Source organism: bacterium (assembly GCA_023150945.1).
Classification (GTDB): domain Bacteria; phylum Zhuqueibacterota; class Zhuqueibacteria; order Zhuqueibacterales; family Zhuqueibacteraceae; genus Coneutiohabitans.
On sequence record JAKLJX010000015.1, the window covers coordinates 58,437 to 73,142 of the forward strand.

The 14,706-nt window shown below is 60.3% G+C and carries 12 protein-coding genes; 5 read left to right on the top strand and 7 right to left on the bottom strand.

Annotation, left to right across the window (positions count from 1 at the left end):
• Positions 1-16 precede the first annotated feature (16 nt).
• From L6R21_18660 to selB, 5 genes are all read right to left on the bottom strand, one after another.
• The gene (locus tag L6R21_18660) at positions 17-274 is read right to left on the bottom strand and encodes a hypothetical protein (GenBank protein MCK6561221.1); all 258 of its coding nucleotides are present in this window, start codon (positions 272-274) and stop codon (positions 17-19) included.
• Positions 275-446: 172 nt separating this feature from the next.
• The gene (locus L6R21_18665) at positions 447-857 is read right to left on the bottom strand and encodes a nucleotidyltransferase domain-containing protein (GenBank protein ID MCK6561222.1); all 411 of its coding nucleotides are present in this window, start codon (positions 855-857) and stop codon (positions 447-449) included.
• A 57-nt stretch (positions 858-914) separates the two neighbouring features.
• Positions 915-2,264 carry an MFS transporter gene (locus L6R21_18670; protein ID MCK6561223.1) on the bottom strand — a complete coding sequence of 450 codons (1,350 nt, stop codon included), beginning with the start codon at positions 2,262-2,264 and terminating at the stop codon, positions 915-917.
• A gap of 237 nt (positions 2,265-2,501) precedes the next feature.
• Complete coding sequence (locus L6R21_18675) at positions 2,502-4,250, bottom strand: aldehyde dehydrogenase family protein (protein MCK6561224.1); 1,749 nt, start codon at positions 4,248-4,250, stop codon at positions 2,502-2,504.
• Positions 4,251-4,851: 601 nt separating this feature from the next.
• Positions 4,852-6,774, bottom strand: a complete 1,923-nt coding sequence (gene selB, locus L6R21_18680; GenBank protein MCK6561225.1) for a selenocysteine-specific translation elongation factor — start codon at positions 6,772-6,774, stop codon at positions 4,852-4,854.
• 292 nt (positions 6,775-7,066) lie between these two features.
• Here selB and L6R21_18685 point away from each other — a divergent pair, with 292 nt between their 5' ends.
• The 4 genes from L6R21_18685 to L6R21_18700 all read left to right on the top strand — a co-directional run bounded on the left by L6R21_18685 (position 7,067) and on the right by L6R21_18700 (position 9,688).
• The gene (locus tag L6R21_18685; GenBank protein ID MCK6561226.1) at positions 7,067-8,041 is read left to right on the top strand and encodes a TonB family protein; all 975 of its coding nucleotides are present in this window, start codon (positions 7,067-7,069) and stop codon (positions 8,039-8,041) included.
• A gap of 21 nt (positions 8,042-8,062) precedes the next feature.
• Entirely contained in the window at positions 8,063-8,779 is a 717-nt protein-coding gene (locus L6R21_18690) for a MotA/TolQ/ExbB proton channel family protein (protein ID MCK6561227.1), read from the top strand.
• 92 nt (positions 8,780-8,871) lie between these two features.
• Complete coding sequence (locus tag L6R21_18695; GenBank protein ID MCK6561228.1) at positions 8,872-9,279, top strand: biopolymer transporter ExbD; 408 nt, start codon at positions 8,872-8,874, stop codon at positions 9,277-9,279.
• A gap of 1 nt (position 9,280) precedes the next feature.
• Positions 9,281-9,688, top strand: coding sequence for a biopolymer transporter ExbD (locus tag L6R21_18700; protein MCK6561229.1), 408 nt, complete (start codon positions 9,281-9,283; stop codon positions 9,686-9,688).
• A gap of 602 nt (positions 9,689-10,290) precedes the next feature.
• Here the strand turns inward: L6R21_18700 and L6R21_18705 are convergent.
• The gene (locus L6R21_18705; GenBank protein ID MCK6561230.1) at positions 10,291-10,986 is read right to left on the bottom strand and encodes an NAD(P)H-binding protein; all 696 of its coding nucleotides are present in this window, start codon (positions 10,984-10,986) and stop codon (positions 10,291-10,293) included.
• Positions 10,987-11,013: 27 nt separating this feature from the next.
• Complete coding sequence (locus L6R21_18710) at positions 11,014-13,296, bottom strand: GWxTD domain-containing protein (GenBank protein MCK6561231.1); 2,283 nt, start codon at positions 13,294-13,296, stop codon at positions 11,014-11,016.
• A gap of 246 nt (positions 13,297-13,542) precedes the next feature.
• Between L6R21_18710 and rsgA the strand changes: the two genes are divergently transcribed.
• The gene (gene rsgA, locus L6R21_18715) at positions 13,543-14,688 is read left to right on the top strand and encodes a ribosome small subunit-dependent GTPase A (protein ID MCK6561232.1); all 1,146 of its coding nucleotides are present in this window, start codon (positions 13,543-13,545) and stop codon (positions 14,686-14,688) included.
• The last annotated feature ends 18 nt before the right edge of the window (positions 14,689-14,706 follow it).

Consider the following 14,706-nt stretch of genomic DNA (forward strand, 5'->3'; position numbering starts at 1 on the left):
TGCCACAATGCAAAGATCAATTTTCGCTTGTTTGATCATCGGTTTCCAATTCCTGCGCGAGCACTGTCATGGTGGAGAGAAATTGGGCCAATTCGTGCTGGAATTGGCTAAAAACTGCCTGGAGCCCCTCGAACATCGCGCGCATCCGTTCGCGATCCAATTCAAGTCCATAGGAGCCGCGAAACACACGGCGAAAGCGTAAATATTGCTCAAGCGTTTGCCGCAAGTCGTCTGTGATGACGGCCGGCCGTACTTGCTGAATATCGAGCGCCATATCATCGAGCAGATCTTTGCGCCAGATACGGCTTTGCGGAATATCGCCTTCGAGTTCGGTTGCAATTTTGTAGAAAATTCTCTCAACGCCAGTCTAGAAATCATGCAGGATGGAGCCGATAATGCGCGGATGGGCTGTGTCGAATGACAATGACGCGTGCTCTGCAACCAACTCACTCAACTTCTCCAGCTCTTTTTTTAGGGCAGCATTGAGCCGGTGCAACGCTTTGCTCTCGATTGCATTCATATAGGATCTGGCCTTTTTCAAGGATCTCCGCTTGATATTTGTATGTTTCGAACGGAATCAGGTCAACGTCGAAGTCCCGGGCAAATCGGGCGATGGCCGCGGATGCCTTGAAGAATTTTTCCGGCGCCAGCCCCTCCACAGCGAGGTCAATGTCCGAAGTCAGGCGAAAACGGCCTTCCGCCAATGAACCGCACAAGTAAACCCGTGTTGCACCGAATTCGTCCGCAAGCTTCTGAGCGCAGCCCAGGGCCAGTTCGCGCGCCAGTTCCGCACGTTGCCGCCTGGACACGCGCGCTCCCCGAATACGGCGGCGATAGGCTTCAATGTAGGGACGCATTTCTAACATGGCCGAAATATAGCTTGTGCCGCTGCGAGATGCAAGACAGGTTTCGGTTCAGCGGCGCGCGGCGTCCTGTTCTGGCAAATTCGCCAGGCTCCGCCGGTACGGCTTCAATCCCAACCAGAACAGCAGCGCGGCCAGCAACAGGGCAATAGTACCGACAACGATCAGCGAATAGCGAACGCTGTTTTCATCGCCGAAAACAAAATCCGTGGTCAACGCCACGGCCGTGGGGCCAAAGCCCAACCCAATGAGATTGAGGACGAACAGATAGAGCGCCGAAACTTGCGCGCGCATTTGATTGGGCGCCACCTCTTGAATCGCGGCGGTGGCGGCGCCGAAGGCAAAACTCGCCAGGATATTCACCGGAATCAAAGCCAGCAGTGCCGCCTCACCGTTCGGCATGAGCGGATAGAGAATGATGGTGGGCGTGAGGCCGAGTGCCGCAAGCAAGCCCGTGCGCAGCTTGGCATCGGCATGGCCGCGCCGCGCCAACCAATCCGTGAGATAGCCTCCCAGCAAAATGCCAATCGTGCCGAAGACGACGATGATCGGACCGTAGACCATGCCGACTTTGGCAGCCTCCCAGCCGTAGGTGCGCATGAAGAATGGCGGAATCCAGGCGTTCGCCGCATAGTTGTGCAACGCAAACAGTGCAAACCCGAGATTGTGACAGAAGAACGTCATTTTGTTAGCGCGCATGTAGGCGAAGACTGCGCGCATGGGATATTGCGCCGGCCCTGCGCCCGCTGAGGCGGCCAGGCCGCCGCGCCGCGCCGGCTCTTTCACGGTAAACATCAAGGCAGCGATGAGCAAGCCCGGCAAACCAATCACAAAGAAAATTTTTTGCCAGGGGAAGACGGCGCCAATGAACGGCAATTCCAGCATCGTCTGTTGTGAGGTCATTCCCACGACAAGGCCGTTGATGAACATGGCCAAACCTGAGCCGATGAAAATGCCCATGCCGAACACGCTCATGGCCATGGCCAGGCGCTGTTTGGGAAAATAGTCGGCAATCATCGAATAGGCCGCCGGAAAGAGGGCGGCCTCGCCCACTCCCACGCCCACGCGCGCCAGGAAAAGATGCCCGTAGTTTTTGGCAATGCCACTGAGCGCGGTCATTAAACTCCACAGCGTGATGCCGATGATGATGATTCTCTTGCGGCTGTGGGAATCGGCCCAGCGGCCGAGGGGCAACCCGAGCACGGTGTAAAACAAAGCAAAGCTGAAACCCATGAGCAGGCTCAGCTCGGTGTCGCTGAGAATGAAATCGCGTTTGATGGGCGTGACCAGCAGGCTGAGGATCAGGCGATCGATATAAGCCGAAATCGCCGCGAGCGTGAGCACGGCAACAACGTACCAGGCATAGGCCGGACGGGGGAAAGAGGCGTGGTCTGAAGGCATTGCGCACCGAATATTGTTGCTCGGGAAAACAGATCGTGTCCGCCGAAATCGCCAATTTTTGAAAAATGATCCTGCAACGGCTTGGCCGTTGCATCAAATCCCCGGGAGTTTCCAAGACATTCGAGGTTTCAGAAACCGCGGCTCAGCCGAGGTTGAACATTTTCGGACGGACACGAAAGAGGGGCTGGCCGGCTTTGCCTGTTGGCGATCAAGCTGCGATGGCCGCGGCGGCCGCGCTCATCCTCGCAGCGCGGTCGCGGCGAGTCCTGGAATTTTCCACCAGGCAGGCACCGCTTCGAAGCGCGCGGCCTGGGGCGCCAGCCGATCCAGCACTTGGTTGGTGGCAAACCACAACGGCGTTGGCCATGCGCGAAACGAGCCCGCCACCACGGATTTCTGCGGCTGGGAGAACATGAAGGCATTGTGCACCACGCCGGTGCCGGATTGTATGTCGTAAATGTCGTGGCCGGGAAAGGCGCCCCAGGTCGTGGAAATCAAGCCATAGCCCACGCCGGACCAGTGGTTGACGATGACCGTGCCATAGCGCAAGTCAGCGATGGCGGTCTCCACCGCGGCATTGATTTCGGGATCGCGCAGCGAGGCGGGATGCACCAGAATCGTCGCGCTCAACGTGCCCCACAATCTGTCGTTGGCAAAAGCCACGGCGCGCTCGAGATACTCAGTAATGCTGGCGGCCGCGATGCTGGTTTCCGCTGCCGTGCTGCAGAAGGACTCGGTGGTGAAGCAGATTTCGGAGGAAGCGTTGGGATCGAGATCGCTGATGAGCAGCCACGGCAGTTTGCCCTCGCCAATCGTGCCGATCGGCTGGGCTTGGCGGTGAGCGGCCTGGAATTTTTCGTAGCGCTCGGCCGCACCGGGATAGTAGGCCAGCCGCGGTGGAATGCGACCGAGCGTCGCGCGCAGCGCCGCCAGCAGTTGCGGCCGCTGCGGCCAGCCGTCGTGCTGCACGATGACGCGCATGGCCACACAGTTGAAGCCGGCGTTGTTGGTCAGCATGGTCGCCAGATTGGCGGCTTGAAACTCAATCTCGGCGTCACTCCAGGGGCCGGGCACGATGATCACCGGACTGACGTTGCCGAGCTCGCTGGTAAACGGTTTGGTGAGCAGCGGCCGGCGCTCGGCTTTGCGCTGCGCGGCCTCCGGGCCGCGGCCGAAGACGATTGCCTCGAAGGTCTTGTCGGAACCGGTCATGTGAATCGCTTCCACGCCGGGATGGTGGCAGAGATACGCCCCTTCCTCACTGCCGCCATAAACCACTTGCAGAAAATTCCCTTCGATCAGCGCCCGAAATGCCTGTTCGAGGAACGGCCCCAGGTAGGCATTCACGGGATTCATTTTCAACAAAACGACGTGATTCTCGACAAAGAGCTGGTAGAGCGCGTCCATCGGGCCGATGGAGGCGACATTGCCGGCGCCCAGCACCAGGACTACCTTGCCGCCGCGCGCCAGCGTGTGATAGGAAACCGCCTGCGTCGCCGCCAGGTCCGGCAGACGTACGCCGGGCTGCATCCACACTTCTGCGGAGATGCCGCTGTACAACACGCGCTCATAGGGATCCTGCGGCATCACCGGCGCCACCACTTGTCCGTTGGGCCGCATTCTCGCCGTGCCGGGGAACAGCGGACGGCCGTGCTTCTGAATATCGCGCAGAGCCTGGCGCAAGAGGCGTAAATTGCGGTGAATGCACAGTGGGCCGCCGAGCCATTCTTCGCCGGCCGTGCGGCTGCGCGGGTCGATGCCCTTCGCGGCATTGGCCGCCGCCACCCACGGCTCGGCGAGCGCCAGGCAATCGAACAACAGCCGGTCAAGGAGCGCGAGGCGGGCGCGAACGTCGAGGGTCGCCCATTTCTGCTTGTGGGCCTGTAAACGGTCAACCGCCTGGTCGAGCGCGGCCGGTGAAGAGGGAGGGACCGCCGGCAGGCCTTCGGGAATGGTGGCGGTGCCGTGCGGGGAGGTGATGATCATGAGGTGCTCCGACGAGTTCTACTCAATCCCGTATCGTCAAGTCTATGACTCCGATGTTGTCCTTCTGCCAGAATCTGCCCCTGCTCCCGGCCCACGAGCCGTTGTCTGATGCGTGCCCAGTTTGGGGGAAGACCCGCACAGCGTGACATGATTGGCAGGTGTTGAATCCAACTTGACGTTGTAGCATTAGTCGCATTTGAAATCGTACCCGCAAAACCCACGAAGAACGCGAAAGGCTTTTGTTGTGTTTCGCGTGTTCGGCGGGCCGCGCCCGGCAATCTGACTGATGGAACCAGTGTCTTGTTGCCTTGATTTGTACAAGTGATTCCGAGAGTCATTCAGAAGGAATCCTGTGAGGTACTTGGCGCCGTGCTCGAATCTTCACAGAATCCTTGCAGGAAGACATTAGTGGTGGCCATACTTTTTAGGTTAACAGACCACCAGAGCGGCTGCAGTGGGGTCAGGTTGTGGAGCAGGCTTTGTTCCCTCTGCAACTGTTCGCCCACCGTCCAGCGCATGAGAGGCAAATTGCCTCTCCTGTGGCAGTGTGGTCTCCTTTTCGCCAGCCAGCGGTTGGCATTTGGCTTCCAGTAGGAGGGCCTCAAGGCGTTTTGCTTGCGCTTCCCGCAACGCCCAACACCCGAACTTCGCCCTGGCGCTGGGTCACGCCGCCGGCGTCGAAGTATTGCAGCAGCGGCATGGCGAATTTGCGGCTGGTGTTGTCCACCAGCTCTTTGAATTGGCTGACGGTAATTTCGCCATGGCGGCGCAGATAGTCAATCACTCTTTTGCGCGCTTCCTCCAGATGGCTGCGGTGCAGCCAGATGCCCTCCTCCAGGCGCACGACTTCCTGTCGCAGAACGAGCACTTCCAGCACTTCAGCGATTTGCGCCGGCGTGGCGTTGAGCGTTGCCGCCAGCTCCGCCGGACTTGCGGGCGTGTATCCTCCGGCATGCAGGCGCGCGAGAATTTGCTGCCGCAGCATTTCCTGCTCTGCATTCAGGCGAATCTCATGCTCCGCCAGCGCCAGATGCGCCTCGATTTCCTTCAATTTGTTCTCGGCCTTGCTGATCTTGACGAGAAAATTCAACAGACCGGCCTCGGCCAGCGCGGGGATGCGGCTGCTGACTTCGGCTTTGCGCAATCCCAATTTGGTGGGATGCTGTTGATGATACTCAGCCAGCGCCGCGGCCAGGCGATGCCACAAGGCCTCCAGCCGCAGGCGATGAATGAAGGCGCGTTTACTGATTGCCACGACGCTGCCCTGTTGCACCAGCCGTTCGAGACGGGCGCCGACTTCCTCTTTGGAATGGCTGGTCTCGCTGGCAATTTGATCGAGCGTGACGGCATAACGCTCGGGCAGAAGCAATTGCGCAATCAACTGATCCTCCGGCTCGTGTTGTTCGAGCGCCTGCAATCGCACCAACAGTGCCGGATTGCGGCGGCGCAGCGGAGCGGCTTCGGCTTCGAGCACAACGCCGCCGCCGATGGTGTGCGGCGGAGAATATTGGCGAATCACCAGGGGATCGCGCGGCCGCGCCGCCACCGGTTTTTCACAGCGCAATTGCACGAAGCTGCTGTCGCCGGGTTGCAGTTGGTTGGCAGCCAGCGGAATCACCCGCGCCATGATCTCCGCGGTGCCGAGATGCACGCGCACGCGGCTGCGCAACGGCAGCGGCGCGGGAGCCTGCGCCAGCAAGCGCAGGCGGCAGTTGAGGCGTGTGGCCGGGCCGAAGTAGCCGGGCGCCGCCAGCACCTGGCCGCGCGCCACCTGGCTGGTGGTGATTCCGTGCAGATTGATGGCGGCACGATCGCCGGTTTGCACCAGCGTCGTGCTTTGGCCGTGGCGTTGCAAGCCGCGCACGCGCACGCGCAGCCGCTCGGGCAGGATCTCCACCTCGTCGCCCACGGCAAGCTGACCGGACAGCACCGAGCCGGTGACCACGGTGCCGAATCCTTTCATTACAAACGTGCGATCCACCGGCAGCCAAAACACGCCGCGATCCTGCCGCGGCGGCAAATCCGCAATGCGCTTCGCCAGTTCGCGTTTCAACTCGGGAATGCCGGCGCCGGTGAGGGTGGAAACCGGCAGGATCGGCGCCGGGGCCAGAAAAGTGCCGTGCACCAGCCGGCGAATGTCTTCCTGCACGAGCGCCAGCCAGTCGGCCTCGACCAAATCGATTTTGGTGAGGACAATGAGGCCGCGCGGGATTTGCAGCAACGAGCAGATGTCCAAATGCTCGCGCGTCTGCGGCATCACGCCGTCATCGGCCGCAATGACGAACAAGACCAGGTCGATGGTGCTCACGCCCGCCACCATGTTCTTGACGAATTTTTCATGGCCGGGAACGTCGATGAGGGTGGCGAACTCATCGAGATGGGCAAAGCCGAGATCGATGGTCATGCCGCGCGCTTTTTCCTCCGGCAGGCGATCGGTATCCACGCCGGTGAGCGCTTTGACTAACGAAGTTTTGCCGTGGTCGATGTGGCCGGCAGTGCCGAGAATGACGTGACGTGCGGGCATGGAATCTGCTGATGAAAAGAATCGTGGGAACGGCGCAGGCGATGGGTGTGTCAGCCTGCTCTAACGAATCGGGCGCAATATAGGCAATCACCGCAAAATGATCAAGGCGGCCGGCTGCCTGCGTCCGCGCCCACCGCCGGCGGCTGGTATATTATGCCGCATAGATTCACCTCTCGACTCGAATACTCGTCTCTCTCTTTCTCATTAGGATGATCCTGCTTGCATGAGGATAGCGCAGGCTAAAATTTCCAGAGATGGTGCTTCTGCTCGCCCGCGTCCAAGCTCCTCCACCTTGGATGCCATTGCCGCCCACCCGCCTCAACGCTTCAGCATCGCCATCAGCGGCTCTCTGTTCGTGCATGCCTTGATCTTTGCGGCGTGGCTGTCCTCTTCGTTGATGAGCAAGCCCGAGATTCTCGAGATCCGCGAGATCAGTTACATTGACGAAACCGAGCAGCCGCCGGAGGAAAATGCGCCGGAGCAGGAAGTGGAGCCCGGCGAGACGGATGCGTTCAACAACGGTGAAGTCGTTGCGGGCCGCGACACCGGCCGGCGCAGCACCGCCAACGCCAGCGATTTCGGCAGCCCGTTCGCCAACGGCATTCCCGCCGGCGGCGGCGAGCCCGGGCCGCCGGCGCCCAACGTGGAAGACTTTGGCGTGCTCAAGGTGATGGACGGCGTTGCGGACGTCGCCGGCGTATCGAGCGAACCGGTGTTGCACATTGCGGGCGCAGGCAAATTTCTCACCAACGGCCACGGCAGCAAGAACGGCGCGGACCTCAGCGCCAGTGTGATGGAAGGCTTTGCCACCGGCAATGGCGACGGCAGAGGATACGGCAACGGCGTGGACGGTGTCTTCGAAGGTTTGAAAGGCGAGATTGGCGGCACCGGCGTCAAGCTCGGCAAGGTCGGCCGCGTCACCATCGAGCGCATCGGCCGCATCACCGGCAGCAAGGAGGCCACCAGCGGCGGCGGCGGCCGTTCCGAGGAGTCCCTGCGCCAGGTCATGATGGAGAACATGGGGCGGCTGCAGTACATTTACACCAAGTATTTGAAGAGCGGCCTGGAAGCGCGCGGCAAAGTTGAGGTGGAAGTGACAATCGGCGCGGACGGCAAAGTCACCGAGGTGCAGATTCTCTCCTCGCAAATTCCGATTGCGGCCTTGCAAGAGGAATTGCGCGACGCCATCCGGCGCTGGAAGTATCAACCCATCGCGCGCGGTTACATGAAAGTCGTCTATCCGATGATCTTCATCAAGATGAACTAATGGACTTGTTCGGAGCCTGAAATGGAAGTTAATTTCTGGGAAACGGTGCGGGAAAGCCCGACCTTCATCGTTCTCTTCGGCTGTTCCCTGCTGGTGGTGACGTTCATCATCGAGCGCTGGCTGTATTTCCGCCGCACGACTCTCGATGCCAACGCCTTCGTCAGCGCCATCTACAAAAACATGCAGAGCGGCGGACCGCGCGCCTGCCTGCATTATTGCCAAACCCTGCACAAGCCGCTGGCGCTGGTGGTGCGCGCGGGGTTGGAGAATCTGGCGCTGGGCGAGAAGCGGGTGAAGGAGATGATGGAAGCGACCGCGCTCGAAGAGAAGATCAAGCTGGAACGCTTTCTCAGCATTCTGGGAACGATGGGCAACATTGCACCCTTCATCGGTTTGTTGGGAACAGTCATCGGCATCATTCGTGCCTTTCATGATCTCGCCGTCTCCGGCTCGGGCGGGCCGTCGGTGGTGGCAGCGGGCATTTCCGAAGCGTTGATTGCGACGGCTGCCGGGTTGTTTGTGGCGATTCCCTCCGCGATTGCCTACAACTTTTTCCTGCGCCGCGTGGGAACGATCATGGCGGAAATCGAGGCGGCCACGCGCAAAGTGCGGGTGATCATCGGCATTGGGCAGATGCACGAGCAGGCGCCGGCGGAAGAGGCGCACGAGGAAGCGGCCGGCACGCGCCATAAGCGCACCTCGCGTATCTCGTCCGTCCGCAAAGCCACGAGTGTTTGAAGCCGGCACAGCGAGGAAGGCACGCACGGCTCCAGCCGGCGTTGTTTACAACGGATCTGGCAATTTCCGGTGCCATTCAGGAAATCACATCTATGCAAATTGATCAGCAGGAAAGCGGCCTGACGGAAATCAATCTGACTTCTTTGATCGACGTGGCGCTGGTGTTGGTAGTGATCTTCATGGTGATGACGCCGATGATCATGCAGTCGCAGATCATGGTGTCGGCGCCGAAAGTGGGCTCGGCCAGCAGCGGGGAGAAGCAGATCAACGTCCGTACGGAAATCCATCTCACCAAGGCCGGTGCGATCTTGTTGAACGATGAGCCGGTGGCGCCGCAGGCATTTCACGAAAGCCTGCGCCGGCAATTGAGCCAGAGCAAGAACAAGCTGGTGGTGGTGAGCGCCGACGAGCAGGTGGTGCATGATCGCGTCGTGGCCCTGCTCGATGCCGCGCGGCAGGCGGGCGCCAAAGAACTTTCCATTGTCAAACGCAAACTCTGATATGGATTCCGGCAAGCCCTCGGGCGACATTATCAGCAATTTGAATCTCGCGCCGCTGGTGGATATTGCGCTGGTGCTGGTGATCATTTTCATGGTCACCGCGCCGCTGCTGGATGTGCCCTCCAATCTCGAAGTCGAATTGCCCAAAGCCGCCACCATCGAGGCGAAATCGCAGGATAACATCACCATTTCGCTGGCCGCCACCGGTGAGACTGCGCTCAACGACAAGATGCTGGCGCCGCCCCAGCTCGCGCCGGCATTAAAGAAGATGGTGACGGATCATCCCGGCCGGTTGGTGGTGATTCGCGCCGATAAGAACGTGAGCCACCGGCAGATTCTCGATTTGCTCGGCCTGGCCAAGAAGAACGGCGCGCAACGGATTGCGATTGCGACAGTGCAGAGGCGGTGAGATGCAAGCTGCGATTCAAATCGCAGCCTGTTAGCGGAAGTCGGCTGAAGCCGACTGGAGGGCTTCGATGCGCGGAGGATTTTTTCTCAAATCCTGGCCCGTTAACTCAAGCGATTCAAATCGCAGCCTGTTGGCGGAAGTCGGCTGAAGCCGACTGCGGCTGGGCAGCGAGTTTCAGCCCATGAAAGTGTTTTCAACTCCTGCCGAAATCAGATACCCCCGAGAATTCCTTACCAGCCGTTTTCCCCCAAACTTGTGATCCGGTAGTCCCCCGCGTGATTACCGCGCCCCGCCATTTGCCCATCGCCCTTTCCCCGCCGCGATTCAACGCGATTCAAATCGCAGCCTGTTGGCGGAAGTCGGCTGAAGCCGACTGGAGGGCTTCGATGCGCGGAGGATTTTTTCTCAAATCCTGGCCCGTTAACTCAAGCTGCGATTCAAATCGCAGCCTGTTAGCGGAAGTCGGCTGAAGCCGACTGCGGCTGGGCAGCGAGTTTCAGCCCATGAAAGTGTTTTCAACTCCTGCCGAAATCAGATACTCCCGAGAATTCCTTACCAGCCGTTTTCCCCCCAAACTTGTGATCCGGTAGTCCCCCGCGTGATTACCACGCCCCGCCATTTGCCCATCGCCCTTTCCCCGCCGCGATTGCCTGCAGTTGTTCTGATTCATAAACGTTGACGCCAGTGCGCCCGCTTTGTGCGATTGCAATCATGGCGGCGGCCACGTCGGCTGCCGCAATGCCGCGATAGCGGCGCAGCGGGCCAATGAATGCGAAAGACAGCAGGCCAAACACCGCGCTGCCGAGGCGTTCGCCCAGCCGGAATTCCGCACGTTGGCCGAGCAACAACGAGGGCCGCAGAATCTGCAGGCTGGGCAAGCCCAATTGCTGCAGCGCCTGCTCGACCTCGCCCTTGATGCGGCTGTAGAAAATGGTTGAGCGCGGATTCGCCCCCATCGAGGTCACGATCAAGAATTGTGGCACGCCCTGTTGCACCGCCAGCCGGGCAATTTCGACGGGATAGGTGAAATCCACCCGGCGAAAAGCGGCCTGCGAGCCGGCTTGCTTGATGGTGGTTCCCAAACAACAGAAAATCTCATCCACCTCGCGCAGCGCGGCGGCACCGGCCGGCAACTCGTCGAAAGCAATGATCTGCTGCTGCAGCTTGGGATGCTGGCGCGGCAGCGGCCGGCGCAGCCAGGTGATCACGCGCTGGTAGTTGTCATTCGCCAGCAGGAGTTGCAGGCAGTGGCTGCCCACCAACCCGCTGGCACCCAACAACAACGCAGTTTTCGCCATGCCTACTCTTTTCTGTGTTTGCGCCCTTCAATCCAGCCGCATCATGCTCTTCGCTTCGGCGCTCGCGCCGCTGGTCCGATCGGTGACTTTCACGGTCAGCTCGTATTCGCCGGGCTTGGCTGCGCTCAAATCCAGGCCGGTTTGCTCGAAGGTGTCGCGGCTATTCGCTTCCCGCTCGAAGGTGAGCGAGATTTTCGTCTTGTCGCCGCCGCCGAACAAGCCGGCAAAGCCGCCGGATTTTCCCTTGAGCGCCTGCACGGTGTATTCCAACAGAAACTGCGCCCGGCCCTCCGGATTCAAGGTCAAATTGTAAATCTCAAAATAGAGCTGCACCGCCTGGCTGAGGCTGAATTGCTTGTAAGGATTGGGCAGCAGCGCCAAGCCGTTGCGAACGAACGGACCTGCGCTGGTGGCGGGCGCGACCGCGAACGCCAGCAGCAAATCGCTCAACACCAGCCCGCCGCTGTTGTAATCCGGCAGCGCCAATTCAAAAGAAAAACCGCCGACGCGAACGGGCGTGGCCTTTGCCAGGCGCGCATGAAAGGCGATGCGATAGGAATCCGGCGCGGCCGAGAAGTGATGGGCATCGATAAACAAGCCGCGCGCAAACTGGCGTGGGGATTCCGGATGCAGCGCGATTTGCTTGTCCACGCGCTCGAGCTCATGCCAGCCCATGTCATGCAGCACCGCGCCTTTTTCCAGCAGAATCGGGCCGGCTTCCGCGGCGTGCTCCTTGGTGATTTGATTCGCGGGAATGGCGTAGTAGAGCGCCAACTCATCGCGACCGGCGGTGCCCTTGAAAGCCGCCGTGTAAAACGCCATGGCCAGTGGTTCGATCTTCTCATGCCAGGTGTGACGGTCCGTATCCAATCCGGCGCGCACGGATTTCACGCTTTGATCCGCCATCTCGTTTTCGTAGGTCAGGCGTTCGCTCTCGGTGGCGTTGAGCAGCCGCAGGTAGACCGGTCCCCAGTGCAACCGTTCTGAGAGCATGTCGGGATCCGTGATGATCGGCGTGAGGCGCCAGTTGTTGCCCACAGCATTGTCGGCGATGACGAAATGAAAAGTCAATTCGCCGCGCTCCGGCGTTTTGTAGTAGCGCCAGGATTCATTGGGATTCGCCCGCTGGCTGACGGAAAGGGCGGTGTCATCCGGCGGTCCCTGGCGGAGATAGACCAGACCCTTGTCGTTGAATTCGTGATTGAGAAAATAGACCTTGGTGTATTTCAGATATTGTGAGCGGTCGGGACTGTTGAACCAGGTGCGGAAGCCGTCAAAGGCGTAGTTCTTTTCGGCGAAACGCAGCCGGCGGTAATGTTCGGCCAGGCGCAGATTGACCTGCGCGGCGGGCAGCGGATCGCGGCTCACCCACATCTTTTGAAAAAAGACGCGGAATTCCTCCGGCGTTTGCAGTGTGAGGTAGGTGTCATACTCGGCATCACTGACGATGTATTTCATGTCTTCGAAAATGAAACCGGCATCGAGTTGCGATCGGATTGAATCCACCGCCTGCCAGAAGAAACTCTGCGCGATGAGGGACTGCTCGGTGCGGTAGAACACGCGCGCCCGCGACAAGCGCACGGGCTGCAGATTGAGGGCCGCGGGCCGCTCGAGCAACTCGCGGAAAATCGAATCGGCCTCCGTCTCCTGATCGTGCAGGCGGTAGCATTCGCCGGTGGCATAGCGGGCATAGTCATTCTGCCATTGTGCCAGCCAGCGCAACGCCTCGTCTGCGCCGCGATGATCGAGAAGAAAGCGGTACAGCCGAAACAAGCCCATTTGCGGACCGGCCAGATCCGGCCGCAGCCGCACGGCCAGATGGCCGAGGCGGATCGCCTCTTCATAATCCTCGCGATAGCGTTTGACCAGCGCGAGCTGATAGACCGTGTCCTGAAAGAGGGAATCCTGCGCCAGCACTGTGCGGAAATGTTTTTCGGCCTTGTCGAAATCGATCTTCTTGAGCAGGAGCGCCTTGGTGGTGGCCATTTCGCGATGGCAGAGGCCGCGGTAGTAGTGGGCGGTGAGATCGTTGGGATTGCGCTTGAGAATTTCATCGAAGCGATCGTCGGCCTTGCCCCATTTGCCCCAGGCCACTTCGATTTCACCGAGATGAGTGAGAGCGTCGCGGTTTTTGGGCGCCAGGCGCAGCGCGCGCTCGAACGCCTTGTGTGCCTGCTCGAGCTGATTTTGCGCCAGCAACTCGCGGCCCCGGGCCAGCCAGGTGCCGGCCTCGTCCGGTGCGCCGGCGCTGAGTTGCAGCGGCACGAGCAGCAGGAGCACAGCGAGAAAGGGGGGAATGAAGTTTTTCATGTGAGGTAAGGGAAGAGTCAGATCGGCGGCGCATGGGCGGCACAGTGGATTTTGACGGGTGATTTGCCACGCCGGCAGCAAGCTATTGAAACGGCGCTGCAATCGCAAGCACAAAAACGCGACCTGTGCGCCGCTGGCATTCGGCATCGTCCATAATCCAATTGACTATGTTGGCGGGAGTTGATATTTTGCGGCACCCAACTCGGCGAGCGTGAGTTGGGATTTGGCCCGCGCCGCGGGTGGAAGATGCGCAAAGCTCAGCCGCGTAGCGCGTTGGCGCAGGTGATCGCGACGGTGATTGGTTTCGCAGAGAAAGGCTCACAAGTGCTCGCCACATTCGGCTGGAATGATTTTTTCGAGGCGCAGTTCGCGCCCTATCGCGAGAAGGGCTTTGCCGCCGGACGCGTTGCGGTCGAGCATCGCCGCGCCTACCGCCTCTACACCGCGCAGGGTGAAATGCCGGCCGAGGCCGCCGGCAAGCTGTTCTATGAAGCGCAGGGCAGCGGGGATTTACCGGCGGTCGGCGATTGGGTGGTCGTGCGGCAGTTGCCGGGCGAACACAAGGCTGTCATCCATGCCGTGTTGCCGCGGCGCAGCAAGTTCTCGCGCAAAGCCGCCGGCCTGCACACCGAAGAGCAGATTGTCGCCGCCAATGTCGATACCGTGTTCCTGGTCAGCTCGCTGAATCAGGATTTCAATCTGCGCCGCATCGAACGCTACCTGACGCTGGCGTGGGAAAGCGGCGCGGTGCCGGTGGTGGTGCTCAACAAGGCCGATCTCTGTGCTCAGGTGGAAGAACGGCTTGCCGAGGTTGCGGCTGTTGCACTCGGCGTGGACCTGCGCGTGGTGAGTGCGGTTACCGGCCAGGGTCTCGCCGAGTTGACAGAATACTTGCGCGATCACAAGACCGTCGCGTTTCTGGGCTCCTCCGGCGTCGGCAAGTCATCCTTGATCAACAAACTCCTGGGCGAGGAGCGCCTCAAAACCCGCGAGATTCGGGAGGCGGACGATCACGGCCGCCACGCGACGTCGCAGCGCGAGCTGATTCTGGTGCCGGGCGGGGGACTGGTGATCGACACGCCCGGCATGCGCGAGCTGCAGCTTTGGGAGGCCGGCGCAGGCCTGGAGGAAGTCTTCGAAGAAATCGAAGCCTGCGCCGCCGGCTGCCGGTTCAACGATTGCCAGCACGAAAACGAGCCTGACTGCGCCGTGCAAGCGGCGCTGGCGCGCGGGGAGATCGATCCCGGCCGCTTTGCCAATTTCAAGAAGATGCAAAAAGAGTTGAAGTTCCTGCAGCGCAAGCAGGATTACCGCGCCCAGGCCGAGGAAAAGCGGCGTTGGAAGATCTTGCACAAGGGCTTCCGCACGCATATGAAACAGAAGTATCGCTAGCGCATCCCGGCCTTTGAG

What these genes read in the sequence shown, in the direction of transcription:
- L6R21_18710 (MCK6561231.1), bottom strand. Translation starts at nt 13,296, where the DNA reads ATGAAAAACTTCATTCCCCCCTTTCTCGCTGTGCTCCTGCTGCTCGTG.
- rsgA (MCK6561232.1), top strand. Translation starts at nt 13,543, where the DNA reads ATGCGCAAAGCTCAGCCGCGTAGCGCGTTGGCGCAGGTGATCGCGACG.
- L6R21_18695 (MCK6561228.1), top strand. Translation starts at nt 8,872, where the DNA reads ATGCAAATTGATCAGCAGGAAAGCGGCCTGACGGAAATCAATCTGACT.
- L6R21_18665 (MCK6561222.1), bottom strand. Translation starts at nt 857, where the DNA reads ATGCGTCCCTACATTGAAGCCTATCGCCGCCGTATTCGGGGAGCGCGC.
- L6R21_18660 (MCK6561221.1), bottom strand. Translation starts at nt 274, where the DNA reads ATGGCGCTCGATATTCAGCAAGTACGGCCGGCCGTCATCACAGACGAC.
- L6R21_18675 (MCK6561224.1), bottom strand. Translation starts at nt 4,250, where the DNA reads ATGATCATCACCTCCCCGCACGGCACCGCCACCATTCCCGAAGGCCTG.
- L6R21_18670 (MCK6561223.1), bottom strand. Translation starts at nt 2,264, where the DNA reads ATGCCTTCAGACCACGCCTCTTTCCCCCGTCCGGCCTATGCCTGGTAC.
- L6R21_18700 (MCK6561229.1), top strand. Translation starts at nt 9,281, where the DNA reads ATGGATTCCGGCAAGCCCTCGGGCGACATTATCAGCAATTTGAATCTC.
- selB (MCK6561225.1), bottom strand. Translation starts at nt 6,774, where the DNA reads ATGCCCGCACGTCACGTCATTCTCGGCACTGCCGGCCACATCGACCAC.
- L6R21_18690 (MCK6561227.1), top strand. Translation starts at nt 8,063, where the DNA reads ATGGAAGTTAATTTCTGGGAAACGGTGCGGGAAAGCCCGACCTTCATC.
- L6R21_18705 (MCK6561230.1), bottom strand. Translation starts at nt 10,986, where the DNA reads ATGGCGAAAACTGCGTTGTTGTTGGGTGCCAGCGGGTTGGTGGGCAGC.